The 24,087-nt window shown below is 65.5% G+C and carries 20 protein-coding genes and 1 pseudogene; 11 read left to right on the top strand and 10 right to left on the bottom strand.

Annotated elements, in window-relative coordinates; all coding sequences use genetic code 11:
* Positions 1–23: 23 nt before the first annotated feature.
* The 3 genes from FHJ30_RS05610 to hisC all read right to left on the bottom strand — a co-directional run bounded on the left by FHJ30_RS05610 (position 24) and on the right by hisC (position 3,596).
* The gene (locus tag FHJ30_RS05610; RefSeq protein ID WP_139028329.1) at positions 24–794 is read right to left on the bottom strand and encodes a glucose 1-dehydrogenase; all 771 of its coding nucleotides are present in this window, start codon (positions 792–794) and stop codon (positions 24–26) included.
* A 228-nt stretch (positions 795–1,022) separates the two neighbouring features.
* Entirely contained in the window at positions 1,023–2,438 is a 1,416-nt protein-coding gene (locus FHJ30_RS05605; protein ID WP_139028328.1) for an amino acid permease, read from the bottom strand.
* A gap of 48 nt (positions 2,439–2,486) precedes the next feature.
* A complete protein-coding gene (hisC, locus tag FHJ30_RS05600; RefSeq protein WP_139028327.1) occupies positions 2,487–3,596 on the bottom strand; it encodes a histidinol-phosphate transaminase in 1,110 nt (369 codons plus the stop codon).
* 93 nt (positions 3,597–3,689) lie between these two features.
* Here hisC and FHJ30_RS05595 point away from each other — a divergent pair, with 93 nt between their 5' ends.
* Together FHJ30_RS05595 and FHJ30_RS05590 are read left to right on the top strand one after the other, a co-directional pair.
* Entirely contained in the window at positions 3,690–4,193 is a 504-nt protein-coding gene (locus FHJ30_RS05595) for an Lrp/AsnC family transcriptional regulator (RefSeq protein ID WP_139028326.1), read from the top strand.
* A gap of 116 nt (positions 4,194–4,309) precedes the next feature.
* Positions 4,310–5,971 carry a thiamine pyrophosphate-binding protein gene (locus FHJ30_RS05590; protein WP_139028325.1) on the top strand — a complete coding sequence of 554 codons (1,662 nt, stop codon included), beginning with the start codon at positions 4,310–4,312 and terminating at the stop codon, positions 5,969–5,971.
* A gap of 22 nt (positions 5,972–5,993) precedes the next feature.
* Here FHJ30_RS05590 and FHJ30_RS05585 read toward each other — a convergent pair whose 3' ends face one another.
* Together FHJ30_RS05585 and FHJ30_RS05580 are read right to left on the bottom strand one after the other, a co-directional pair.
* Positions 5,994–6,743, bottom strand: a complete 750-nt coding sequence (locus tag FHJ30_RS05585) for a hypothetical protein (protein ID WP_139028324.1) — start codon at positions 6,741–6,743, stop codon at positions 5,994–5,996.
* Positions 6,744–6,950: 207 nt separating this feature from the next.
* Positions 6,951–7,766, bottom strand: coding sequence for a DUF4839 domain-containing protein (locus FHJ30_RS05580; RefSeq protein ID WP_139028323.1), 816 nt, complete (start codon positions 7,764–7,766; stop codon positions 6,951–6,953).
* Positions 7,767–8,761: 995 nt separating this feature from the next.
* Here FHJ30_RS05580 and FHJ30_RS05575 point away from each other — a divergent pair.
* A complete protein-coding gene (locus tag FHJ30_RS05575; RefSeq protein WP_240793604.1) occupies positions 8,762–9,661 on the top strand; it encodes a DUF4352 domain-containing protein in 900 nt (299 codons plus the stop codon).
* A 276-nt stretch (positions 9,662–9,937) separates the two neighbouring features.
* On the opposite strand, the gene FHJ30_RS21310 is transcribed toward FHJ30_RS05575, so the two are convergent.
* Positions 9,938–10,081, bottom strand: coding sequence for a hypothetical protein (locus FHJ30_RS21310; RefSeq protein ID WP_171058935.1), 144 nt, complete (start codon positions 10,079–10,081; stop codon positions 9,938–9,940).
* 173 nt (positions 10,082–10,254) lie between these two features.
* Here FHJ30_RS21310 and FHJ30_RS05570 point away from each other — a divergent pair, with 173 nt between their 5' ends.
* The 3 genes from FHJ30_RS05570 to FHJ30_RS05560 all read left to right on the top strand — a co-directional run bounded on the left by FHJ30_RS05570 (position 10,255) and on the right by FHJ30_RS05560 (position 13,401).
* Entirely contained in the window at positions 10,255–11,184 is a 930-nt protein-coding gene (locus FHJ30_RS05570; RefSeq protein WP_139028322.1) for an NADP-dependent oxidoreductase, read from the top strand.
* Positions 11,185–11,439: 255 nt separating this feature from the next.
* Positions 11,440–11,904, top strand: coding sequence for a hypothetical protein (locus tag FHJ30_RS05565; RefSeq protein WP_139028321.1), 465 nt, complete (start codon positions 11,440–11,442; stop codon positions 11,902–11,904).
* A gap of 495 nt (positions 11,905–12,399) precedes the next feature.
* The gene (locus tag FHJ30_RS05560) at positions 12,400–13,401 is read left to right on the top strand and encodes a bile acid:sodium symporter family protein (RefSeq protein WP_139028320.1); all 1,002 of its coding nucleotides are present in this window, start codon (positions 12,400–12,402) and stop codon (positions 13,399–13,401) included.
* Between the two features lie 98 nt (positions 13,402–13,499).
* Here FHJ30_RS05560 and FHJ30_RS05555 read toward each other — a convergent pair whose 3' ends face one another.
* Complete coding sequence (locus FHJ30_RS05555) at positions 13,500–15,014, bottom strand: MFS transporter (protein WP_139028319.1); 1,515 nt, start codon at positions 15,012–15,014, stop codon at positions 13,500–13,502.
* Positions 15,015–15,245: 231 nt separating this feature from the next.
* Here FHJ30_RS05555 and FHJ30_RS05550 point away from each other — a divergent pair.
* Positions 15,246–16,832: pseudogene (locus FHJ30_RS05550) on the top strand (DUF222 domain-containing protein); the annotation flags it as partial.
* On the opposite strand, the gene FHJ30_RS21965 reads toward FHJ30_RS05550, so the two are convergent.
* Positions 16,758–16,988 carry a pentapeptide repeat-containing protein gene (locus FHJ30_RS21965; protein WP_395858319.1) on the bottom strand — a complete coding sequence of 77 codons (231 nt, stop codon included), beginning with the start codon at positions 16,986–16,988 and terminating at the stop codon, positions 16,758–16,760. The pseudogene FHJ30_RS05550 and the gene FHJ30_RS21965 sit on opposite strands and share 75 nt — an antisense overlap.
* 213 nt (positions 16,989–17,201) lie before the next feature.
* A complete protein-coding gene (locus FHJ30_RS05545) occupies positions 17,202–17,807 on the bottom strand; it encodes a hypothetical protein (RefSeq protein WP_139028317.1) in 606 nt (201 codons plus the stop codon).
* Positions 17,808–18,113: 306 nt separating this feature from the next.
* On the opposite strand from FHJ30_RS05545, the gene FHJ30_RS05540 reads away from it, so the two are divergent.
* The 4 genes from FHJ30_RS05540 (at position 18,114) to FHJ30_RS05525 (ending at position 22,683) form a co-directional block, all read left to right on the top strand.
* Positions 18,114–18,635, top strand: a complete 522-nt coding sequence (locus FHJ30_RS05540; RefSeq protein ID WP_240793603.1) for a DM13 domain-containing protein — start codon at positions 18,114–18,116, stop codon at positions 18,633–18,635.
* A gap of 52 nt (positions 18,636–18,687) precedes the next feature.
* Entirely contained in the window at positions 18,688–20,373 is a 1,686-nt protein-coding gene (locus FHJ30_RS05535; protein ID WP_240793602.1) for a serine hydrolase, read from the top strand.
* A gap of 4 nt (positions 20,374–20,377) precedes the next feature.
* On the top strand, positions 20,378–20,890 hold the full coding sequence (locus FHJ30_RS05530; protein ID WP_139028315.1) for an isoprenylcysteine carboxylmethyltransferase family protein: 513 nt from the start codon (positions 20,378–20,380) through the stop codon (positions 20,888–20,890).
* A 98-nt stretch (positions 20,891–20,988) separates the two neighbouring features.
* Positions 20,989–22,683 (top strand): SulP family inorganic anion transporter, encoded by a 1,695-nt coding sequence (locus FHJ30_RS05525; protein WP_139028314.1) that lies wholly within the window; start codon positions 20,989–20,991, stop codon positions 22,681–22,683.
* A 3-nt stretch (positions 22,684–22,686) separates the two neighbouring features.
* On the opposite strand, the gene FHJ30_RS05520 is transcribed toward FHJ30_RS05525, so the two are convergent.
* Entirely contained in the window at positions 22,687–23,922 is a 1,236-nt protein-coding gene (locus FHJ30_RS05520) for an endonuclease/exonuclease/phosphatase family protein (RefSeq protein ID WP_139028313.1), read from the bottom strand.
* Positions 23,923–24,087: the final 165 nt, after the last annotated feature.

The raw sequence follows: 24,087 nt of genomic DNA, 5'->3' as shown, positions 1-24,087 counted from the left end.
TTCCTTTCACTGCCTCGCCTCGATTACCGAGCCGTATCGCGTGGAGGGTACGGCTGCTCCTGCCGGGTGACCGTCCCCGCGGTGTCACCACCATCGATGACGAATTCGGCTCCGGTCACGAACGACGATTCGTTGGAAGCCAGGTACAAAACCAGGTCCGCGACCTCCCCCGGATGACCTATGCGGCCCAGTGCCACATGGCTCATGTCGAACTCGATGTCGGCCGTCATCGGGGTTGAGATGACTCCGGGATGGACCGAGTTGACCCTGATGCCATGGGGTCCCAAGTCCAGCGCCGCGCTCTTGGTCAGTCCCCGCACGCCGAACTTCGAGGCCGTGTATCCGGGGATCTGTTCGTAGCCGCGAATGCCGGCTATTGAGGAAATGTTGATGATTGACCCGCCTTTGGAATGCTTCAGGGCCGGGATCGCGGCCTTGATCCCGTTGAAGGTGCCGGTCAGGTTGACGGCGATGACGGCATTCCACTGATCCAAGGTGTAGTCCTCGATGGAGGCGAAGTTCACGATGCCCGCATTGTTCACCAGGATATTGAGGCCCCCGAACGTTTCGACGGCGGCACCCACCGCTGCCTCCCAGTCCTGCGGACTGGTCACATCAAGGTGGACATAGAGCGCCCCGGAGCCCATGCGCTCCGCGGTCTCCTTTCCCTCCTCGTCCAGGACGTCCCCAATGACCACCCTCGCCCCTTCGCCATGCAGCCGCGCCGCCACAGCGGCCCCAATCCCCCGCGCGCCACCGGTGACCAGTGCTACTTTGTCGATGACCCGTTCCATGTGAGGCTCCTTCGGTGATGCTGGCGGATGAGAGGTTCGGTTCCGGCCCTCATGGTTCCATCGGACGTCCGTGCCGGCTTCTGGGGTAGAGTCCAAAGTCCCCGGAGCCGCGGCCCGGGGTCCAGGCAGCAGGTGAAGGCCGTGTTTGCCATGCGAAAGGACGCGCCCGGCCAAAGCCGGACGCGCCCTTCCCGCACACTGAACCCGCAGCGGGGTTCAGCGCCTGAATCAGTCGACGAGGACCGGCTCCTTTTCACGGTCAGAAGACTCAATCCGGCCCACAACCTTCCGGCCGCCTCGGTGGTTCAGCCAGTTCGCCACCGCCAGCAGCGCCACGAGCCCAAAGGTGCTCAGGAGCTGCGGCCGGGAATCCTCGCCGATGAAGCCCACCGTGAAGATGGCTGCGAGGATGACCAGGCCAACCACCGTGAGCCAAGGGAAGCCGGGCATCCGCAGGGGAAGTTCCGTTCCCTCGCGGTCGGCGCGGAGGCGCAGCGCGAGCTGGGCCAGGAGCGCGGACGTCCACACCAGCAGGCAGGTCGAGCCCACGATGTTGAGCAGGACGCCAAGGACCATCTCGGGGAAAACCAGCTCCAGCACCACCGTGACAACACCGAAGGAGACACTGGCCAGCACGGCAACAACCGGCACCCGCGCCGAAGACACCGAAGCAAGCCAACGCGGCGCCTCACCCCGCTCCGCCAGGGAGAACGCCATCCGGGAGGCACCGTAGAGGTTGGCGTTAAGGGCGGAGAGCAGGGCGGCGACGGCAACCAGGGTGATGGCGGTGGCTGCACCGGGCATGCCGGCGGCCTCCAGGACGGCGGCGAACGGGCTCTTCAGCCCGGCAGAACCTACGGGAACCACGGCAGCGATAATGAAGATGGCGCCGATGTAGAACACCAGGATGCGCCACAGCACCGTGCGTACTGCCTTCTTCACGCTGCGGGCCGGCTCGGCGGTCTCGGCTGCCGCGACGGACACGATCTCGGTGCCGCCGAACGCGAACGCCACCACGAACAGCGCCGTCGCGATCCCGCCGAAACCGCCCGGGGCGAAACCGTCGCCCATGAAGTTGGCCAGGCCCGGTGACTGGACACCCGGCAGCCAGCCGAACAGCAGCGCAGCGCCCACCGCGAGGAACCCGACGATCGCTGCCACCTTGAGCAGGGCGAACCAGAACTCGAACTCGCCGAAGTTCTTCACGCTGGTCAGGTTCACGGCGGTGAGCACCACGATGAACACGAACGCCATCAGCCACACCGGCAGCGCGGGGAAGATAGTGGCCAGCAGGCCCGCCGCACCCAGCGCTTCGGCCGCAATCACGACGACGAGCTGCAGCCACCAGAGCCAGCCCACCGTGGCTCCGGCCACCGGACCGTAGGCCTTGGCCGTGTAGACGGAGAAGGCGCCGCTGTCCGGATTGGCGGCGGCCATCTCGCCAAGCGCCCACATCACCAGGATGATCAGGGTGCCGGCCACCAGGTAGGAGATCAGCACGGCCGGGCCGGCGGCCTGGATGCCCGCGCCGGAACCGATGAAAAGGCCCGCGCCGATGGCGCTGCCGAGCCCCATCATCGTTAGCTGGCGGGGTTTGAGGGCGGCGCCGAGGGCGCGCGCAGACGTCTTTGTCTGTTGTTCCATGGGAATTCCTCTGTTAGGTGGAACGGGGTTGGGGTTTGGGGTTTGCGGTTAGAGCGTTGTCAGTGCCGCATGGGCTGCGAGGACCCGGAGCACGCGGTTGTTGGAGGCGGGGTCGGCAACGGTGATCCGCACGCCGTCGCCCTGGTACGCCCGGATCAGGATGTCCGCGGCGTTGAACGCGTCCACCAGCGTCGCCAGGCGGTGGCCGTCGGCACGGATCCACAGGAAGTTGCCCTGGCTCGGCTGCAGCTTCCAGCCCTGGGCTTCCAGCTCCGCGGCCATCCGGGCGCGCTCCCGCTTCACGGCGGAGACCCTGGCTTCCATCTCCTCCCCCGCATCCAGCGACGCGATGGCCGCCTTCTGCGCCAGCGCACTGACTGCGAACGGCAGGGCGGTGCGGCGCAAACCTTCGGCGACTGCCGCCGTCGTAATGGCGTAGCCTACGCGCAGGCCGGCGAGCCCGTAGGCCTTGGAGAAGGTGCGAAGGATGCAGACGTTCGGGTACCGGCGGTAGAGCGCCAGGGAGTCGGGGCCGCTGCCGGCGTCGGCGTACTCCACGTAGGCCTCGTCGATCACCACCAGGACGTCGGAGCGGACGGACTGCAGGAAGGCCTCGAGTCGGTCGTGGCTGATCGGCACGCCGGTGGGATTGTTGGGCGTGCACAGCAGGATGACTTTGGTGCGGTCGGTGACGGCCGCGGCCATCGCGTCCAGGTCGTGTCCCTCGGCGTCGTCCAGCGGGACGCGGACCGGCCGGGCCCCGGCCAGCTCCACCAGGATGGGGTACGCCTCGAAGGAGCGCCACGCGAAGACCACTTCATCCCCGGCGTCGCACAGGCCGGTGATGATCTGCTGCAGGACCCCGACGCTGCCGGGACCCACCGCCACCTCCTCCAAGGAGACCCCCAGGTGCCGGGCGAGCCGTTCGCGGAGTTCGACGGCGGCCATGTCCGGGTAGCGGGTCATCCTGCCGGCCGCCTCGGCCACCGCCGTGACGGCTGCGGGCAGCGGGTCATAGTGGCTTTCGTTGCTGGCGAGGGCCGCGACGTCCGCGCCGGAGCCGCGCCGGCCCGGCACGTACGACGGAAGGCCGGCGACGGCGCCACGGAGGGTAGGCAGCGCCGTTTCGGGACCGGCCAAAAGCTGATTACTGGTCATGGGTTCCGATCATGGAAGTGACCCGGACCACATTGCAAGATACGCTCTAGCCATTGGGACTTCTGCTCAACTTCTAGCAACTGTGGTGAAAATATGACCATCGCGAACCCTCGCACCCTGGATTCCCTCGACGGCAGGATCATCCTGGCCCTGGACAAGGACCCCGAAGCCAGCGCCCTGGCACTCTCCCGGACACTCGGCGTCGCCCGCAACACCGTCCACGCCCGCCTTGCGCGCCTGGAGCGCAGCGGCGCGCTCCGCTCATTCAGCCGCAGGCTGGACCCCGCCGCGCTGGGCTACGACCTGATGGCCTTCCTTTCACTCTCGATCAGCCAGACCCGCACCGGCTCGGTGGAGAACGGGCTCGAGGCGATCCCGGAGGTCATCGAGGTGCACGCCACCACCGGCGACGCGGACCTCGTAGCCAAGGTGGTGGCACGCGGCACCGGCGACCTCTACCGCATCACCAACCAGATCCTGGAAATCGAAGGGGTCCAGCGCACCAGCACGGCCATCTCCATCCTGGAACTCATGCCGCCGCGCTACGACGGCCTCATCAGCCGGCTGTCCGAGCAGGAATCCCGCACTCCGGACTGACCGCAGGGCGTGCCCATGAATGGGCAGATTGTCACTTCACGCGCTTCCGGCTGACAAAAGTCCCAGCAGGATCCAGCGGTATTGCGAATGTGAGACGCAGGCCACACGATGCCTGCATGACTTCTCTTACGGTGTCCGGCCGCGTGGCGCAGGTTCTCAGCAGCTATGTCAGTGACGTCTTCGGCGTCATGGGCAACGGCAACGTCTACTTCCTGGACGCCGCGGAAAAGCAGGGTCTCCGCTTCTCCCCCGTCCGGCATGAAGGCGCCGCCATCGCCGCGGCCGACGCCTACTACCGGGCCTCGGGACGGCTCGCCGCGGGCACCACCACCTACGGCCCCGGCTACACCAACGCGCTCACCGCCCTCGCCGAGGCGGTCCAAGCGCAGATCCCCGTGCTGCTGGTTACCGGAGATGCCCCCACCAGCGGAGCCCGGCCGTGGGACGTGGACCAGGCGGCCATCGCCGCCGGCCTCGGCGCGGCCACCTTCACCGTCACCCGCGACGCCGCGGGCGCCATCACCCGGCAGGCGGTGGACTACGCACTCACCCGGCGCACCGCCGTCGTGCTTGCCATCCCCTACGACCTCGCCGCGCTGGAGACTGCGGACGAGGAGCTTCCGGTGCCGTGCGCGCCAAAGGTGAGGGACGACGTCGACGGCGGCCTTGGGCAGGCAGCCCGCCTGCTTGCCGGGGCAAGGCGGCCGCTGATCCTGGCCGGCCGGGGTGCGCACCTCGCCGGAGCCGGGCCGGAGCTCCGCGAGCTCGCCGATCGGCTCGGCGCACTGACCGCCGGAACCGCCCTGGCGCTCAACCTCCTCAAAGGCGAGGGGTACCTGGGCGTCGCGGGCGGTTTCGGCACCGACACTGCAGCCGGGCTCATGGGCGAGGCCGACGTGGTCCTGGTGGCGGGGGCAAGCCTGAGCCCGTTCACCATGCGGTTCGGGCACCTGCTGGGCCCGAATGCCACGGTCATCCAGATAGACACCGGGCTGCAGCCGACCAACCCGCGGGTGGACCTGTTTGTCAGTGCGGATGCGAAGACTGCTGCTTTGCGGCTGTTGTCTTTGCTTGACGGTGACCTTGCTGCTGGAGCATGGCGTGCTGAAGCTTCGCGGCGTCTGGCTGCCGGGCCGGGCCACGATCCCGGCTCCACTGAAACCCCGGACGGCCGCTTGGACCCGCGCGCTTTGGCCACGGCGCTCGATGCTGTACTGCCGGAGCGCCGCACGGTGGTGCAGGACGGCGGGCACTTCATTGGCTGGGCGCCCATGTACTGGAACATCCCGCGGCCGCAGGACCTGGTGATGGTGGGGACCGCTTATCAGACGATCGGGCTGGGGCTCGCCAGCGCCGTCGGGGCGGCTCGTGCCGTGGAGGAAGGACGCACCTTGGTACTGGCCTCCGGCGACGGCGGCTTCCTGATGGGCCTGTCCGACCTCGAATCGCTCATCGCCGCCGCCCGTAGCGCCATTGTCGTGATCTACAACGACGCCGCCTACGGGGCGGAGATCCACCAGTACGGCTCCCAAGGCCTGACCGAAAAGCCGATGCTGATCCCCGAGGTGGACTTCGCCGGTGTTGCCCGCGCGCTCGGTGCGGAGTCGGCGGTGATCCGGTCGCTTGGTGACCTATCCACGCTGCAGGACTGGATCGACGCCGGCGCCCGTGGCACGTTCGTGGCCGACTGCCGGATCACCTCCACCGTCCGGGCGCCGTGGCTCAGTGAATGGATGAAAGCCTCCCAAGCAGCGAAGGCGGCGGCGGCCGCCGAGTAATTCTCGACGCCGTGATGAGTGATCAGGCGTGCCAAGCGATTGCATTATGGATAAAAGAGGCGACGCGCTGAACGGAAGCATCGCCGGACGGGTGACCAGCTAGATACGTTGCCGCTGCTTCACGAACGCACTCGTCCAGATCAGACCAGGAGATCCAGCAAAAGACTTCAGGTATCCGCGCCATAAGCTCGGACTCAGAAGGGAGCGATTGGTCGCCGACACGCTCCAGAACAGGGCCGAGGAAACGTCCCACTGCTTCGGTGATTTCGAGTTGGCCGTTCCCCTTTACTCGGAGTGGCGGTGTTACACCCAAGAGGAAGAGTATGGGGGCAGCAGAACCGGCCTTGGACAGAAGCGCGATGTATTCCCGTGCAAGTTGTTCGGGCTGGAAACTGCCGTACCGGATGCGTTTAGCTTCAACCAGTGTGTACGTGTTCGAAGTCTCGAAAATGGCGTCTGGCTGAACAACTAGTCGGGCCTTATTGCTACTGCCGTCTGAACTAATGCTGTAATCGCCAGGAAGAAAGTGCATCTGCAGTTCCTCAGCTTCAGTGGCAAGCTTGTTCCGTGCTGCATCGGCGCCACGTGCCGCCCGGATGATTGCCCCGAGGAAGTGGTTACGGGGCAGGAAATCCAGACCTATGAGCACTTCTGCTGTGAGTACATTTTCGCGACCCTGCCCACCGGCTCTGTAGTCCTTGGCTTTCTCCCACGAAATTTCTTCGAGAAGCTTTCCCACAATTGAGCTTGAGGCGGTGAATGAAGCTTCCACAAACGGTCTCCCTCGAATCATTGCCATCTTGTCGCACAGTAACCCAGAAGATGACCAATCAACCTGAAACACGCAGATCAGCTCTCTAGGGGGCAGGCTTCGGACGCTCCAAGCCACGGACGATCACAAAATTGCCCACCCCGGCTTGCCTTCAGGGGTCGTCGCCAGTTTCTTCTTCGACGGTGCCATGGTCGATGTGGGGAGGCTCTACCGAACTGTGGTGGAAACGGGGGTGAGGAAGAACAGGCAGCCCTGGTTGGGGTTGTACTCTTCAACTTCGGCCATAAAGCGGAACGTACCGCCTTCGGTAATGGAGGACGGAACGTTGCTGCCGGTGAATTTGAGGTCGAACGTGTTCACGTTTTCATACTTGAAGGCGGGGCCGGCTGCGGTCTTTGGTCCAGCGTTTCCGGGACCGAGAAGGATGTCATATCGAGTGTTGTATGTCTCGTGAGGCTTCAAGTTCGTTATTGAGCCGTCGAACTCAATTTTCCGGCCGTGGTACTTGGTCGCGAAATCGGCCATCGAGGGATCGCAGTAGTCGGTGACCGCCAGGAGTGCAGCGAATTCTTTGTTGTTCTCGGGGGTGAGCACTTGGTCGGCTTCTTCAGCCACCGTTGGAGCAGGGGACGGGCCTGACGTCTGAGCGGTTTCTTCGGCTACGGTCGGAACGGGCGACGGGGCTGTCGTCTGACTCTTGGCCACCGATTCGGACGAACTAGGGCCGCTTTTTTCTCGCGCTGCGGAGACACCAATGCCTACAGCGGCCAGTAGCAGGAGAACGGTCATTCCAGCCACGATAGCCCGCTGCTTGGCGGGCGCAAACCCACGGAAGACGCCCCATGCCTTTGACAAGGTTGTCTCTGGCTTTACACGCCGGAACTTCAGTGTGGTCCGAAGCGTCCCTTGAGTCTGGTCAACAAGTTCCCAGTTGCCTTCTCGCTGCTCCTTCGCGATTGAGCGGCTCTCCAAACCGCGCACAGCCTGAACAGATTTGTATTCGTACTTGATGTCGTGCGACATCCGGCCCCCAACCTCTTGCATGAAGCGCCTCGGGTCTAACGGCGGCTTGGCACCGCTAGGCTCCCACCGCGCAGTTCGCGGTTGGCTCGATCAGCATATGACGTTGATTCGTCCGCCACGAATTGGGACTCGGATAGATGGTGGAAAGGAAATCCTGCGACACGAGCGCATCACCTTCCAAGCATGGGCTCACGCAAAGAGACGTACTCTTTGCATACCGTTCACACAAAGCATAGAAGGGACTCGGAAATGGGAGAGCAGATCCGCAAGCACCAAGTGCACTATGACCCGGATGTGCAAGGGGTTTGGAGTGGATTCGGAAGCGAGCTGAACCCGGCATGCGGCCAGTCCGAGCAGATCGTGGTCACAGATGTTGCTGATGCAGTGGACTGTCTTAAGTGCCTGCACACTTTAGAACGGTCTTCCAATTTAGCGTGAAATTGTTGAATACATGCCCAGGTGCATGGTCTCGCCATTCCGGCCCGGAAGGTCATGCCTCTCAGTGTCAGACGTTGGATGCGGAGCACCAACTCGAAATAAAACGGGAAAAGGTTTGGTCCCTGGGTCCGGGGCTATAACCTCGAGTTGCTCAGCGGCCTGCAGTTGGATGGACCTTCTCGCCGAGCCTAACGACGACCGCCGTCGGCAAAGACGGAGCTGCCTGGCATACATCAGCGGGACGCGCTGGCCTACGGGACGAATCCATAGCGAACTGCGCCGCCACCAGCCAGCCAGGAAAACCGCGCGGAAACGCTTGGGAATGAAGTTGTTGATCTGGTTCTCCTTTTTGGAACTCTGTGAATTCATCAAAATCTCATCAAGATTGTTGCAGGATTTACCCAGCCTAAGCCAATCAAAGGCACAACATTGCAGCAATGTTCCTTAGTTGGGAAACCCTGACCTGCAGAAATAGGACTGGGCGCCGCCCCAGATTAGACTTTTGCAATATTCCGGCAACGAAGGCGAAAAGATAGTAATTGTGTCATTATCGTGCCATGACTACACCAGAGCTTCCGGGGGCAAGTTCTCAGCAGACGGCGCCCCACCAGCAACAGCAAATTCCACCCATGCCGCCGAATTACGGCCCGCCAGGCGCTAACGGCCCTCAAGAGTTCGCGAAGGCGGAAAAGCAGCGAAACGTCATCGGCCTGGTGGCACTTATCGCCGCAATTGTCGGGTTCATCTTTGCCTGCATTCCGGGCGCACTTATCATCGGCTGGGTCCTATTGCCGATTGCGTTCATCCTTGCGATTGTGTCCCTCTTTTTGAGAGGCAAGGCCAAGGGGATGGGCATCGCGGCCCTGATCCTGTCCATTGTGGGAACCATCGTCGGCTTTGTTGTCTTCTTCTCCGTCGTCACTTCGTCGGTCGATGACGCTTTCGGCGGACGCGACTCCACAGTCGTGGCGCCTACCGCGGAATCAGCGGGCAATGCTCCGGCAGCTGAGAAGCCCGGTGCCCAGGCAGGAACGCGCGAAAATCCTTCGCCGATCGGGTCGGCTGTCGAGTCGAAGGACTGGCGAGTGGTCGTCAACTCGGTCACTTTTGCAGCTTCCGACGCCGTCGCAGCCGCCAACCAGTTCAACGACCCACCAGCGGCCGGGTCGGAATACATCCTGGTGAACTATTCGGCAACGTATTTGGGCGATGACGCTAATGGACAGACTCCGATGTTCGTCTCCGTCGACTACGTCACCGCCGACGGGACGACCATAGATCGCTTCGACCACAGCGTTGTTGCACCCGACGCCATTGATAGCAGCAACACCCTTTACAAGGGCGGGACGGTTACGGGAAACATCGCCATTCACGTTCCGACCGCCACGGCAGATCAGGGCGTTCTCGCCGTCGAGCCCGGCATGATCGCCGACAAGGTCTTCGTGGCTCTCAAGTAACATTCACCGATGAATGCGGTCAGGTCTCCGGCGGTGCCGGAGACCTGACCCGATTAAGAAGCCGCCGCAGCATCAGTTATGAAATAGCAGGCGCGGAACCAGAATGAAGTCCTCACTGCGACTGGTCCTTGCCTACCTCGGCGTCCTGCTCGCGGCCGGGTTATGGGGAATCTACTCCGTGGCAGCCCCACTGTTCGCCTACTAAAACCAACAACCGGCCCGACTAAATCGCAGCGTAATTCGGCGGGCACTACTGTCTTACTCCTCTACAGCAAATCAGGACGCGCGGCGCAACTCCCCCGACCGGACCTGGAGGTGGAACGGCAGCGGCAGCTGCATCGGCTTGTCGCCAATGGGTTCGTCGAGCAACTCGTCGATGGAGCTCTGCCCTTCCAACTCGCCGTTCCGCTTGGTGCCCATGAACCGACCATAGCGGCGACACGCGGGACAGGCTCCCGTGACACGGACTGGGGACGCCCGGAGAAAGAGCGGGCGCCGTCATCGAAAGCTCCCGGGGTTGACGTGGCCGTGCGATGCTCCACTTCCTGATGACAGCTGGAATAGCGAAGCACCTCCATACCGTTGTCGCACTCATGAAGGCAATCACTTACAGCTCATACGGCAGCCCGGACGTCCTCGAATACGGCGATCAGCAAATGCCGAAAGTCGGGCCGGGAATGGTCCTGGTCAAGGTCAAGGCGGCCGCGGTCAACCCGGTGGACTGGAAAATCATGGCCGGGTATCTGGATGCCGTCATGGATCTGCAGTTTCCCGCCATCCCCGGCTGGGATGTGGCAGGGGTTGTGGAGTCAGTGGGAATCGACGCCCGGCAGTTCCAGCCCGGCGACGAGGTCATCGCCTATGGCCGCAAGGACTACGTCCACGGTGGAAGTTTTGCCGAGTACATCGCGCTGCCGGAGCGGCTCCTGGCCCGGAAGCCTGCCTCGCTCGGGTGGAACGAATCGGCAGGCCTGCCGCTGGCCGGGCTGACCGCCTACCAGGTTCTCAACCGTGTGGGCCTGAAGTCCGGCGAAACCGTCCTGATCCACGGGGGTTCCGGAGGCGTGGGCTCCCTTGGCATCCAGATCGCTGTGGCCCGGGGTGCCAGTGTCATTGCCACTGCCTCGGAGAAAAACCACGAGTTCCTCCGCTCTCTGGGGGCCGAGCCGGTCGCCTACGGTGACGGCCTCGCCGAGCGCGTCCGCGCGTTGCGCCCTGACGGGGTGGACGTCGTTGCGGATTTCGTGGGCGGAAACCTTGAGGCGACGCTGGCCGTGCTGGCCGAAGATGGCCGGCATGCCTCGATCGCCGACAGTGAAGTGGAAGAGCACGGAGGCGACTGGATGTGGGTCAAGCCGTTGGGGACCGATCTGCAGAAACTCGCCGACATGGTGGACAGCCGAAAAATGCGGGTGGAAGTTGCCGAGGTCTTTCCGCTGGACAAGGCCTCAGATGCCTTCCGGTCCAACATGGAAGGGCACACCCGCGGCAAGATCGTTGTTTCAGTGGACCAGGGTTCCTGATCCGCTAACCGACTGAAGGCTCCGTCCCATCGGACGGAGCCTTCGCCGTGACGAGACACGGTGCCCGCCCAACGGTTCACGGGCCAAACGATTTGCTGTAACCCGGCTACTCCCCTTTCCGCCGCACCATCTCGCCGATCCAGGTCGGCGCAAACCCGGGCCCGGAAAAACGACGCCGGACGCTAACCGAGGCTCAAGTTTGGTGCAGGTTCCTTGCAAACCCCCTGGCGCACATGGCCATACTGGCCGATGGGGATGACACGGCGGGGAACGTGGTTGCGGTACGGGCTGCTCTCGGCCCTGCTGATCGGTATCCACTTGGGCACCCAGTGGTTCTTTTCCGAGGGCGTTTACCAAGGCGACGCGAACGTTCCCCTCCGCAGATTCCCGGAAAACGTGAACGTCTTGGACCTCCTGACCTTCACTCCGATCTTTATCGGACTCAAGTTCCTGGCGTACGACGCCGCGGTGCATGCCCTCACCAAGGGCTACCGGCCGCCCGCAGTGATGGTCATCTTCATCGCCGGCTACCTGGTGGCCCTGGCAATGGACATTGCCTGCCTCATCGCGGCGTCAAAGCCCATTGCGGACTCGGGATTCGCGCTTTTGGGCTCAGTTCTCCAAACGCCGTTTGTACTCCTCTTAGCCGGCGCGATTATCGCTGGTTTGGCGCTGAACAAAGATGCCCCGCCAAAGACGCAACCGGGCACGTCGCGTTAACTCCCCTCCGACTCCCCGCACCCATCGTCGCCGCCAACAGGAATGAAGCCGGCACGCCGTCGTCGAACGCTGCCGGCGCGGCCACCTCAACACACAGGGGAGGAGATCCATCCAGTTCCCCTCCCCTGTGTGTTGCCTCCGTCAGAACTTCCTGTTCGTCCCGAACTACACGACGCCCATCCGTTGACCTGGAACGTCAGGGCCTCCGTGAACGTGCGGCCGTAAACATCGGCTGCCGTGATGGTGGCCGTGTGCTCGCCGGCCGCCAGGTGGTGTTGGCCAGGTTCTCACGGGAAACAGTCAGTGGGTCGGTGAACGCGGGCGCCTTGCCCTTGTTGGCCAGGTTCTGCGTACGGATACCCACGGGTAGGCCACGCAGAGGGGACGGGCACGTAGCCACTCGACGGGCACAAGAACGTCTGACCAGCACTTTTGCCGCGTCATCAAACCCGGCTGATTCTGAAACACAACTCTCACTGTGATAGTCCGGTAACCATGTCTTCATCACCCACACCCTCCACGGCGTCCGCTGCCGAAGAACGCAGCGCCCGCGTGGCCGTCACCCTGTTCCCCCTGCTGATCCTGGCCGGAGGCGCCGTGGCGCTTGCCGCCCCCACGGCTTTTACAGGCCTGGCCCCCTGGATCAACCCGCTGCTGGGAATCATCATGTTCGGCATGGGGCTGACCCTCACGCCGCCCGACTTCGCCGTCATTGCCAAGCGTCCCGTTCCCGTGGTGATCGGCGTGGTGGCGCAGTACGCCATCATGCCGTTCCTCGGCTGGCTGATCGCCATGGCACTGTCCTTGCCCCCTGCGCTGGCCGCGGGCGTCATCCTGGTGGGCTGCTGCCCCGGCGGCACCGCCTCCAACGTGGTGTCCTACCTGGCCAAGGGGGACGTGGCCCTGTCCGTGGCGATGACCACTGTTTCTACCCTCATCGCTCCCCTGCTGACCCCCGTGCTGGCACTCTGGCTGGCTGGCCAGTACATGCCCGTGGACGCCGGGTCCATGGCGTGGTCCATCGTCCAGATTGTGCTGTTCCCCGTGCTGCTGGGGCTTGTGATCCGGCTCTTCCTGCCGCGCCTGGTCAACAGGGCGCTGCCCGCCCTTCCGTGGATTTCGGTTATTGCCATCACCATCGTGGTGGTTGCCGTGGTGTCCGGAAGCGCAAAGGCCATCTTCTCAGCTGGCCTGCTGGTTCTCGCGGCAGTGATCCTGCACAACGGTCTGGGCTACGCCCTGGGTTACGGTGCGGCCCGGTTGTGCGGGCTGCCGGTTCCGTCCCGGCGCACCACCGCTATCGAGGTCGGAATGCAGAACTCGGGCCTTGCCGCCGGCCTGGCACGGCAGTACCTGACTCCCGAATCAGCCCTGCCCGGCGCTATCTTCTCGGTATGGCACAACGTTTCCGGCGCGGTGCTGGCCGCCTACTGGCGCCGCCGCGGCACCCCCGCCGCACGCGACAGCGATGCGGCTCCCGTGGCCGTCACGGAGTAACCGGAAGCCGCCGTTGAAGGGCGGGCGTGGCACTGTCCCGTCCGCCCACAACAGGTCCCGTCGCCGCAGCGGTGAGTGCCGCCGTCGTGCACCCTTGCTCACATGGCCGTCGGCTTTCCCGGCCGCCCCTGGTGCTGTGCGCGCGCAATCTCGAAGCTGTCCTCGAAGGGCAGGGTGTCCACATCCAGCAGCGGGTTGTGGTCCTGCGTGTCCACCAAGTGCCGCGCCGCCTCAACAGACTCAACGCTGGGCATGGAGCCGGGCAGGTGGCGCCGGGCCGACTCGGGCAGGAAGTAAATGGCCACCGCGGCGACGGCGGCCACGGCCATGAGGTAGTACGCGATCGCCATATCATCGCCGGTCAGGCCAATGAGAGCTGCAATGATGAACGGTGCCGTTCCGCCGAAGATGGCGACTGCCAGGTTGTAGGCGATGCCCATCGCGGAATAGCGGTGCTCGGTGGGAAACAGCGCCGGCAGCGCCGAGGCCAGGTTCGGCACCGAAAACGCCACCGGGAAGGCGATCAGGGCCAGGCCCAGCAAAGTCATAGGGAGGCTCCCCGCGGCGATCGCCAGGAACGCCGGAACCGCCAACACCACGGTGCTGAAGGCCCCAATCCACAGCACGGGACGGCGGCCGATCCGGTCCGAAAGCAGCCCGGTGAACGGGATGCACAACGCCATCGCCACCAGGACCGGGATGGTCAGCAGCGTCCCCTCCACCTCGCTGTACCCCTTGTTCGTGGTGAGGTAGGTGGGCATGTAGGACGTGAGCGCATAGGCCACGGTGTTGGCAGCGGCGGCCAGGATCATGGCCAGCAGGATCGGCCGCCAGTGCGCCTTCAGTATCCCCACCGGGCCCACGGGACGGAGGTCCTCTCCTGTCTCCGGGTGCTTGGCCGCCACGGCTTCGGCTTCCAGCGTGGCCTTGAAGGCGGCTGACTCCTCGATCTTCATCCGGAAGTACACGGCCACGGCGCCCAGCGGACCGGCCACCAGGAACGGAATGCGCCAGCCCCACGCCTCCATCTGCTCCTGCCCCAGCGCCAGCTGGAGGAGGGACACCACCAGCCCGCCCGCCGCGAAACCGAGGTAGCTGCCCATGTCCAGGAAGCTGACGTAGAAGCCCCGGCGGCGGTCCGGTGAATGCTCGCAGACGAACGTGGTGGCGCCCGAGTATTCGCCCCCGGTGGAAAAGCCTTGCACCAGCTTGAGGACCACCAGCAGCACCGCCGCCCAGATGCCCAGCACGGAGTACCCCGGCAGCAGGCCGACGGCGAACGTCGCCACGGCCATCAGCATCAGCGTCATGGCCAGCACCTTCTGCCGGCCGATCTTGTCGCCCAGCCAGCCGAAGAAGATGCCGCCCAGCGGCCGGGCGATGAACGTGGCGCCGAAGGTCCCCAGCAGGAACAGGTTCTGCACGGCCCTGTCCGCCTCGGGCAGGAACACCGGCCCCATGGTAGTGATGAGGTAGCCGAACACGCCCACGTCGTACCACTCCATCGTGTTGCCCACGATGGTCCCGCCGAGCGCCTTCCGCAGCGTGCGGCGATTGACGACATTGACGTCGGATACCTGCAACCGCCGCTTCCGCCCGCTGTGCTGTGTCATGGCCCGCTCACCGCCGCCTTGCTCACCAAGCCGGGCACTCGCCGTCGTCCTTCTTACCCCTTGACCGGCAGCAGCCCAGCGCCTCCGCCCATCTTGCCACTGCCGGACCAGCGCAACAACGGTTGCTGTTTGGAAGAAGTACGACGGCGGCACGCACTTTGGGAGAGCGGGCGTGTGTTCCGCCCAGTGCCGGCCGGCCAAAATGTCGTACCCCCGTTAGACGATATTCCTATGGAAAACGGCGCGGGAATCGGAACGGGAGTGGAGGGGATCTACGCCACCGTTGCTGCTCTCGCCGCGCTTGATGCCGAGGACGCCGCCCTCGCTTCTGCCGGAGCCTCAGGTACCGCGGGGGACGGAATCGATGTAATGCAAAGGGCGTACGAAATCCGGCTCGAGCGGATGGGGCTGGAGAAGAAGCTGGAGTCCCAGGCCGCGGCGCGGAAGGCCCGATCCGCCACCGAGGCGATGGACCTCCAGCACGCGATGACCCCGCCGGACGCGCCCCTGCACGACCGGACCTACACCGAGATCTCCACCGTTGAAGAGATCGCCGGGATCCTCACCATCAGCTCCGGTGCCGCGTCCGCGTTCGTCACCCAGTCCCGGCAGGTGTGTGCAATGCCGCCGCTCATGGACGCCCTTTCCGCCGGCAGCCTCTCCTGGCAGCAGGCCCGGATTTTTACCGACGAAACTGAGGCTTTGGACCGCGCCGACGCAGCCGCGCTGGTGGCGCACTTCCTCGACCCCCACGCGCCCAACCCGGCCCGGGGTTGTCCCGCCTCGGAAATGGTGCCGGCCCGGTTAAGGGCAAAGGTGCGGGGCTGGCGGGAACGCCATCACCCGGAGTCGATCGAGCAGCGCCACCGCAAGGGCGTGGCCGATCGGCGCGTGGAATTCACGCCGGACCGTGACGGGATGGCCTGGATCGCTGCGTACCTGCCCGCCGATCAGGCGCTGGCGATCTTTAACGACCTCACCGCGACCGCCCGAAGCCTCCAAGGCCCCAGCGAACCCCGCACCCTCACCCAACTCCGGCCCGACATCCTCACCCACCGGCTCCTCACCAACCGCGGCGCAATAGCCACGGATCCCACGGGAACCGGCTGCGCCCCGGGCGATGCGCCGGAGGACATGATCGGCGTGGCCACGCTCGTCGGCTCCGACCAACCCGCAACAGACCTGGGCTTCAGCTACGATCCCGGCAGCCGGGGCAACCGGGCACCGGCAGAACCGGACCCCGCCGCGCCCGGCACCTTCGAAAGCACGCCCAACCCCACCCCTGACATGGATGCCGCGAAGGTCCCCACGCCCCGCGCCGACGTACTTGTGACCGTTCCGTTCTTCGCGCTCCTCGGACTCACCGACGAACCCGCCGTGCTCGACGGCTACGGCCCCATCCCCGCCTCGATGGCCCGCCAACTCCTCGCCGACGGCGCCGGGTCGTTCCGCCGCGTCCTGCTTGATCCCAACGACGGAACACCACTGGAGATCGGTCGCACCAGTTATCGACTCACCAAAGCCATGAGGAAAGCGCTGCATCTTCGGGACGGCAAATGCGCTTTCCCCGGCTGCAGCAACAACGCCCTCGACAACGAAACCGACCACCTCAAGGCCTGGCAACACGGCGGAACCACCGGGATCAGCAACCTGGCACAGCTCTGCCCAAAACATCACCGGCTCAAGCACAACAGCGGCTGGGAACCGACCTCGGCCACCAAGGACGAACCACCCGGCTGGACCTCACCCACAGGGCGGCAGTACCAAGCCGAACAACCCGACCGCGAGCCGCCACAATGGCCGCCGGGCATCCTGCCACTGGAAAACAGTGCCCCGGAGATCAGTGCTCCCAAAATCAGTGCCCCGGAAATCAGTCCGGCGGAATCTAGGGGTTCGAAATCTAGTGGTTCGAAATTTAGGGGGTCGAAATTTAGGGGGTCGAAGATCAGCCCATCCGAAACCAGTCCACCACAAATCAGTCCGCTGGAAGGGCTGCTGCTCCAGTTCTTGTCAGGTTGATGTGCCAGGTGTTGGTCGCCGTGCTGCTTCCTTGCGTGCCCTCTGGCCGTGGTTCTCTTTGGTGCGAACATCCCGGTGTCTCCCGCCGCCGTCGTCATGGTGAAGGACAGCGCCCACGTTCACTCCCACGTTCGGTTGGGCCGACGACTCGTCACGGCCGGACTCGGTTCAGCCTGATACGGCGACGTTAGTTCCGGTTTCCTTCGATCTCGAGGTATTCAGGATCCAGAGCCATGCCACAGCCGTGGTTGTCCCAGTGAGGGCACCCGAAATCAGACCAGCCAGGATATGCTCCATTCTCCAGTCGGTCCCCGCCAATAGGCTGCTTAACCACAGTCCCAGCGACCAGGGGACGGCTGTGGCCGCGAGCCAAAGGAGGCCGCGTCCTGCCGGCCAATCGAGGGCCCACCACTGCAGGGCACCAAGCAGGAATCCGCCCACAAGAGCCATAAGTGTCAACGCCGTACCATCAGGGAAAACATCTCCGATAGTGTGAACGAGCCACAGCCCGACGACGGTGCCTGCCGCCCACCGCCAACTCCTAATGCCAACCATCCGCAGCAGGAACATTTGACTGACCCCGATCACAGCGCCCGTCAGTATCCCGTTGATTAAAGCTCCAAGAAACCCATCCGCGTTGAAGGAGTCACCGTTATTGGGTGGGAAGGCGCCGGGGAAATGAAAGGCAAAACCGGAAACGGTGAAAGCGGCAGTCGTACCGAAAGCCCAAATAGCTGCGAACAGCGATGCTCTGCGGATCGGTACTGCTGACATTGGGCGCCTCCAAGGTTGTGTCCGTGGCCCCGCTTTGGTTGATCGACTGCCCATGGCAGCGCGGTCTCGGTTGACCCTACCTACCACGATTCCAAGTAGCTGGGAATCCTACGCTCGCAGGCTCCACCCGTCCACGACTCGGCAATTACGGCCGGGGCGCTGGCTTTACGGGAAGGGATCGGGCACGTACCCGTTCGGACCCCGGACGGCCCCTCCGATGATGCATGGGAATGGCCCTCGCGGCCGGAACGACGCCCCTGATCCGGTCGTTGACGGGGTATGAGAAGGCGCGTTGTCATACCGGCTGTGCTGCTCGTTGGTGCCATCGTGGTTGCCGTGGGACTGTACCTGTTCCAGCCCTGGCGCATCTTCACCAGTTCGACCGTGATCGAGGATGTTCCGGCCGCCGCCCCGCCAGCCCCAGCACCGGCGGGGCCCGCGGCAACGCCCTCCGCAGCGCCCTCCGCCCCCGCCGTCCCGCGTGAACTGGCAACAGGCCGACTCATCAGCCATGAACACGCCAGCTCGGGAACGGTGCGGATCCTGGAACTCCCCGGCGGGAGCCGGATTCTTCGGTTCGAAGGCCTTGATACGTCCGACGGTCCCGACCTCCGGGTATGGCTCACCGATGCCCCGGTGATCGAGGGCCTGGCGGGCTGGCATGTGTTCGATGACGGCGCATACCTCGACCTGGGCGCGCTCAAGGCCAACAAGGGCGACCAGAACTACGACATCCCGGCCGGGGCAGTGCTGGACGACTACAGCTCGGTCAGCATCTGGTGTGCCCGTTTCACCGTCTCATTCGCCGCCGCCGAGCTAAAGACGTAGATCCGTTCCGCGCTGCCGGACAGCGTTGTCTTCCGCCTGGCCAGGCCCTACCGTGAAGGAACTGTCAGCCGAAGCAGGTGCAGCCATGCGGACAATGTCCTGGACATCGCGCTGCCTGCTGGCGTGCTGCCTGCTGGTGTGCTTCCAGCTGACCCTCGTTGGCGCCGCTCGCGCGGCCCCGCCCGCACCAGGCGCCCCGCCCGCAACAGGCGCCGCGCCCGCAACAGCCGCAAACAGTCCCGCCAAGGCAGCCACGGAAACCCCCGATCCCGAACAGGCCTACGCCGCGGTGGACTCCTTCCTAAGGGACCAGATCCAAACCCTCGGCATTCCCAGTGCCGCCATCGCCGTCGTACGTGACGGCAGGCAGGTGCACTCCGCAGCTTTCGGTAAGGCGGACCCGTCCGGGCGGCCGATGACCCCGCAGACGCCGGTGCTGCTGGCGTCCACCAGCAAATCGCTGACGGCCATCGCGGTGATGCAGCAGGTGGAGTCCGGGCGGCTGCGGCTGGATGAACCGGTGCGGACCTACCTGCCGTGGTTCACAATGGACGATCCCCGGTCTTCGAACCTCACAGTCCGGCACCTGCTCCACCAGACCAGCGGCATGTCCTCCAGGGAGACGGCCTTCGAAGCATCCCTGGACCAGGAGCCGGAAGCCCTCGAAGAGTCGGTCCGTGCACTGGCCAACTCACCGCTGGCCGCGGAGCCGGGGCAGCGCTTCCACTACGCCAGCGCCAACTACAACGTGCTGGGCCTGCTGGTGCAGGCCGTCAGCAACCAGCCTTTCGGGGAGTACGTGCGCCGCCACGTCTTCGGGCCCTTGGGCATGGTGCACAGCCATACGACGGCGGCGTCCGCCAAGGAGGACGATGCCGCCGAGGGCTACTCCCGCTGGTTCAGCGCGTTCTGGGTCCGGACCGACGTCCCGGCGCCGGCCGCGGGGATGCCCTCCAGCACCATGTACGCCTCGGCGGAGGACTTGGGCCGCGAGTTGGCGGCACTGCTCGACGGCGGCCGGTACGGGGGCGCGCGGATCCTGGAACCAGGCAGCGTGGCGGAGATGTTCCAGCCCCGGACCTCCGTGGACGGGGCGAAGGGTTACGGCATGGGCTGGTACACACGGCCGCTGGTGGAGGCCGTGGACTCCGCTGGTCCCGCGGCCCCGGCCCCTGCTGCTCAAGACGTGCCGCTGCTGCTGGAGCACCAGGGGGAATGGGGCAACAGCCACACCTACCTGGCCATGGTCCCGGCCTCCGGCCTCGGTGTTGCCCTGGTGATCAACGGCAATGACACAGCAGCCCCGTCCCGGCTCAAGGCCATCGACACGAACATCCTGCGGATCCTGCACGGGCACTCCCCCGTCCCCGCCGTGGTGTCCGAGGACTGGCTTCAGCAGTCCAGCTGGGCGGTCGCGGTGGCGCTGCTGGCGGCGGAGTTGCTGAGCCTGTGGGTGTCACTTTCAGTCCTTGTACGACGGCGGTTTGCGCGCCTTGGGCGCCTGGGTCCCCTGGCGTGGGCGGCCGCTGCCTTGGCCCTGGACGCCTTCGTCCTTTGGCTGTGCCTCGCCTACGCACCCGCCCGGTTCGACACCGACCTGCCGGTGATCATCCGGCAGTTCCCGGACGTCGGCGTTTCGCTGGTGCCGGTGCTCGGACTGGCCATACTCTGGGCCGTTCCGCGGACGGCCTGGCTGGTTGTCACAGCACTCTCCCGCAGCCCGCGCGGCTTACCCTGAAAGCATGGCAGCCGAGGTCAGCTCCCTGCGCATCCTGGCGGGACGCGTGAAGACGGTCTATGACAACCTCCCGCTGCCGCCAGCGGTGGTGGTGGCGATGGCCGTTGATTTCCTCCTTGCCAGACTCCGTCCCCTGCCGCTGCCCGGCCCGCGGTCCGCCCACAGGCTGGCGGGGGCGGGACTGGTGGCCGCCGGTGTCGGCCTCAATGCGTGGGCCCTGGCTGAACGCCGTCGGCGATCATCCGGCCCCTTCGAGCTGGAGCGGCCGGACGAGCTGGTGGTCACAGGGCCCTACGCCATCACTCGCCACCCCATGTATCTGGGCTGGTGGCTCATTCAACTCGGCGCGGGAACCATGGCCGGTTCAGCCTGGGCCCTTGTGCTGCTGCCGCCCGAGCTGCTGGTGGAGCACCGGTTTGTCCTGGAGGAAGAGGCAACCCTCGCCGAACTGTTTCCGCAGTCGTACCCGGTCTACGAGGAAAAGGTGCCACGCTACCTCAGGCTCCTCCGCCCATAGGCGCCCTCGGCTGGAACCCCCGCGCCGCCGTCGTACGCCTCCCCACAGTGCACCGCCATGGATGGCGGGCAGGGGCACTGGTGGGCCATGATCTGAAGATGAGCCGCTCCGGAAAGACCCCCTCCTGGTGGCTCCCGCCGGCCCTGCGCGGCTACAAGGTCGAGTGGCTGCGGCACGATCTGGTGGCCGGCGCCGCGCTCTTCGCGATCCTGGTCCCCGCGGGCATGGCGTACGCCCAGGCCGCCGGCCTTCCGCCGGTGACCGGCCTCTACGCGACGGTGGTGCCGCTGATTGTCTACGCGGCAGTGGGCCCATCGCGGGTGCTGGTGCTGGGGCCGGACTCGGCGCTCGCCCCGATGATCGTTGCGGCCCTGGTTCCGCTGGCCGCTGACAATGACCAGAAATCGGTGGCTCTGGCGGGCCTCCTGGCCATCCTGATCGGCGCCATCCTGCTGTGCGGTTCGGCCCTGCGGCTGGGGATCATCACCGGACTGTTGTCCAAGCCCATCCGGCTGGGCTACCTCAACGGCATCGCCCTGCTGGTGGCCGTGTCCCAGCTCCCCACGCTCCTGGGGATCTCCGTGGCGGACGGCACGCCCTGGGAAAGGCTCCTCGCCGCCGCCCCGAAGGTGCTGGCCGGCGAGGCCAACGTGACGGCGCTGCTGCTGGGCCTGGCCTCACTGGCACTCATCTGGGTTCCCCGCTGGCTGAAATGGAAGGTTCCGGGCGTGCTCATCGCGGTGGTGGTGTCCTGCATCGCAGTGGCCCTGCTGGGACTGCAGGAGCGCGTGAAGGTCACCGGCGCACTCCCCCAGGGGCTCCCCGCGCCGGCCCTCGGCGGCATCGGCTGGGCCGACGTCCTGGCCCTGCTGCCCGCCGCCGCGGCCATCGCCCTCATCGTCTTCGTTGATACCGGGACCCTGTCCCAGTCCCTGGCCGCGGCAGGCGACCGCCGGGTGTCCGGCAACCATGAAATGGCAGCCCTGGGTGCGGCGAACGCCGCCAGCGGACTGTTCGGCGGCTTCCCGGTCTCAGCAAGCATGTCCCGCACTCCGGTGGCCGTGCAGGCCGGCGCGAAGTCCCAACTCACAGGGGTTGCCGGCGCGGTCCTGGTGCTCGGTTTTATGCTCTTAGCGCCCGGCGTGACCGAGTTCCTGCCGGCCGCCAACCTCGCCGCCATTGTCATTGCGGCGGCCACGGCACTGGCCGACCCCGCCGGCGTGCGGCGGCTGATCGGCATGAGCCGCAGTGAATCGCTGGTGATGCTCGCGGCGTTCCTGGGGGTCACCATCCTCGGGGTCCTTCCGGGCATCGCCGTCGCCGTCGGCCTGGCAATCCTGGACTTCCTCCGCCGGGCCTGGGACCCCTACCGCGCCGAACTGGTGGACGTGCCAGGGGTCCCGGGATACCACGACGTGAGCCGGCACCCGGAAGGCGAACGCGTCCCCGGCCTGCTGATCCTGCGCTTCGACGCACCGCTGTTCTTCGGCAACGGCTCCCTCCTGGGATCCTTCGTGCGCAGCAAACTGGACCAGGCGCCGCCCGGCACGGAACGCGTGGTGCTGGCCGCCGAGCCCGTCACGGGAATCGACACCACCGCACTGGACGAGCTGGTGCAGCTGGACGAATGGCTCGAGCGGCATGGCGTGGACCTGGTGTTCGCCGAGCTCAAAGGCCCGGTCAAGGACAGGCTGCTGCAGTACGGCATGGGCGCCCGCTTCTCCCCCGAACACTTCTACCCGACAGTGAGTGAGGCCGTGCGGGCGTTCCAGCGGGAGGGACGGGAGGCGTAGCCGTTAGGCGCGCACCTGCAGGTCCGCCCACACGAGGCGGTGGTCGCTGCCCGGGAACGGGTAGCTGCCGGTCAGCCGCGAGAGCGGGTCGGCCTGGGTGGGCCAGAACACCCCGGAATCGAGCACCCGGATCTTGCGTGAGGGCAGCACGTAGTCGGCCCGCAGGTTTCCCGGCGCTGTGTCGGCGAAGTCGGCGGTGTCATAGCGTGGGCCGCCTTCATGGGTGGCGTTGGCCCCGCCCTGCAGGGCCGCCGCCTCCGCGGCACCGGCGGAGGCCGGCAGCGGATCGGTGACCTGCTTGGAATCCAGCAGCTGGTTGATCGCGGCGTCCACGGAGTCGCCGTCGAGCGGATCCGCGTTCTGGTCGCCGAGGATAACAAACTGTTCGCTCGGCAGGAGCCCGCGCTTTTCGCCCTGGTCGTCCACGATGTAAGCGGCCTTGCCCGGGGTGACGTAGTCGGCCCAGAACCGGATCTCATCGTGGTTGCGGCGGCCGTTCCGGTCCTCAGGGCCGTCAAAGGTGGGCGGTGTGGGGTGCGAGGCGAGCACGTGCACCGTTTCGCTGCCCACCTTCACCGGAACATCCCAGTGCGACTTGCTGGACAGGCGCACCACCCCGAGTTCCTCCGGGGAGTACCAGTCCGCCGGTTCGGGTGTCGCCGGGTTGTCCGGCAGGAGCGCACCCGGCATGTCTTTCCACAGGAAGTTCTGGAACGTCCGCACATTCTCCGTGGCGATGGGATACTTCGACAGGATGGCCATACCGTACTGGCCCTCGAATACACCAAAGCCGAAGGCGTCGTCGCCGCCCGCCACCTGGCCGTTGTTGTTAAGGTCGAACCCGCTGGCGATCCCGGTGTTGGACGGCGCCACGTAGGCATAGGGGTAGTCCACGGGATCAGCACCGCCCTGCCCCACCGCCAGGTAATTGTCGCGGAACAGGTCCGCGGCACGCATGTCCGGCACATAATCGAACTCATTGAGCAGGATGACGTCCGGGTTGGCCTGCTGGATGACCTCGGCCACGGTGCGCGCCTGCGGGTCGTCCGGAGTACTGAGATCGGCCTCGAGCTCGCCCGCGCTTGCCCGGTTCAGCGACAGGTTGTAGGTGGCCACCCGCAGGTCCACGGCGTGGTCCTTTGCGGGCTCGGCGGCTGCCGGAGTCCCGCCGAAACCAACGGCGAGGCTGCCCAGAAGGACAGCGGTGAGGGCAGCGGTGACGGGACGTCTCGTGGACATTGGTCTCCTTGGCAGTGAATGGCGGTACGAACGACGGCGCGTTCAACGTATGCCGCGAAGGTGACCACAAGGAGTACGCCGGGCGAACGGAAATCTGCGCAGGGGGCACGGCACCATGCCAGCGGCCGCCGTCGTAAATGTACGACGGCGGCCACCGGCCAAGAT

The organism is Arthrobacter sp. BB-1 (assembly GCF_006151685.1).
GTDB lineage: Bacteria > Actinomycetota > Actinomycetes > Actinomycetales > Micrococcaceae > Arthrobacter.
The sequence above is the reverse complement of the archived record's forward strand: the minus strand, read 5'-3'. Positions and strand labels throughout refer to the sequence as shown.

Coding starts and splice junctions, on each gene's coding strand:
- FHJ30_RS05610 (WP_139028329.1), bottom strand. CDS start 794: ATGGAACGGGTCATCGACAAAGTAGCACTGGTCACCGGTGGCGCGCGG.
- FHJ30_RS05605 (WP_139028328.1), bottom strand. CDS start 2,438: ATGGAACAACAGACAAAGACGTCTGCGCGCGCCCTCGGCGCCGCCCTC.
- hisC (WP_139028327.1), bottom strand. CDS start 3,596: ATGACCAGTAATCAGCTTTTGGCCGGTCCCGAAACGGCGCTGCCTACC.
- FHJ30_RS05595 (WP_139028326.1), top strand. CDS start 3,690: ATGACCATCGCGAACCCTCGCACCCTGGATTCCCTCGACGGCAGGATC.
- FHJ30_RS05590 (WP_139028325.1), top strand. CDS start 4,310: ATGACTTCTCTTACGGTGTCCGGCCGCGTGGCGCAGGTTCTCAGCAGC.
- FHJ30_RS05580 (WP_139028323.1), bottom strand. CDS start 7,766: ATGTCGCACGACATCAAGTACGAATACAAATCTGTTCAGGCTGTGCGC.
- FHJ30_RS05575 (WP_240793604.1), top strand. CDS start 8,762: ATGACTACACCAGAGCTTCCGGGGGCAAGTTCTCAGCAGACGGCGCCC.
- FHJ30_RS21310 (WP_171058935.1), bottom strand. CDS start 10,081: ATGGGCACCAAGCGGAACGGCGAGTTGGAAGGGCAGAGCTCCATCGAC.
- FHJ30_RS05570 (WP_139028322.1), top strand. CDS start 10,255: ATGAAGGCAATCACTTACAGCTCATACGGCAGCCCGGACGTCCTCGAA.
- FHJ30_RS05565 (WP_139028321.1), top strand. CDS start 11,440: ATGACACGGCGGGGAACGTGGTTGCGGTACGGGCTGCTCTCGGCCCTG.
- FHJ30_RS05560 (WP_139028320.1), top strand. CDS start 12,400: ATGTCTTCATCACCCACACCCTCCACGGCGTCCGCTGCCGAAGAACGC.
- FHJ30_RS05555 (WP_139028319.1), bottom strand. CDS start 15,014: ATGACACAGCACAGCGGGCGGAAGCGGCGGTTGCAGGTATCCGACGTC.
- FHJ30_RS05545 (WP_139028317.1), bottom strand. CDS start 17,807: ATGTCAGCAGTACCGATCCGCAGAGCATCGCTGTTCGCAGCTATTTGG.
- FHJ30_RS05530 (WP_139028315.1), top strand. CDS start 20,378: ATGGCAGCCGAGGTCAGCTCCCTGCGCATCCTGGCGGGACGCGTGAAG.
- FHJ30_RS05525 (WP_139028314.1), top strand. CDS start 20,989: ATGAGCCGCTCCGGAAAGACCCCCTCCTGGTGGCTCCCGCCGGCCCTG.
- FHJ30_RS05520 (WP_139028313.1), bottom strand. CDS start 23,922: ATGTCCACGAGACGTCCCGTCACCGCTGCCCTCACCGCTGTCCTTCTG.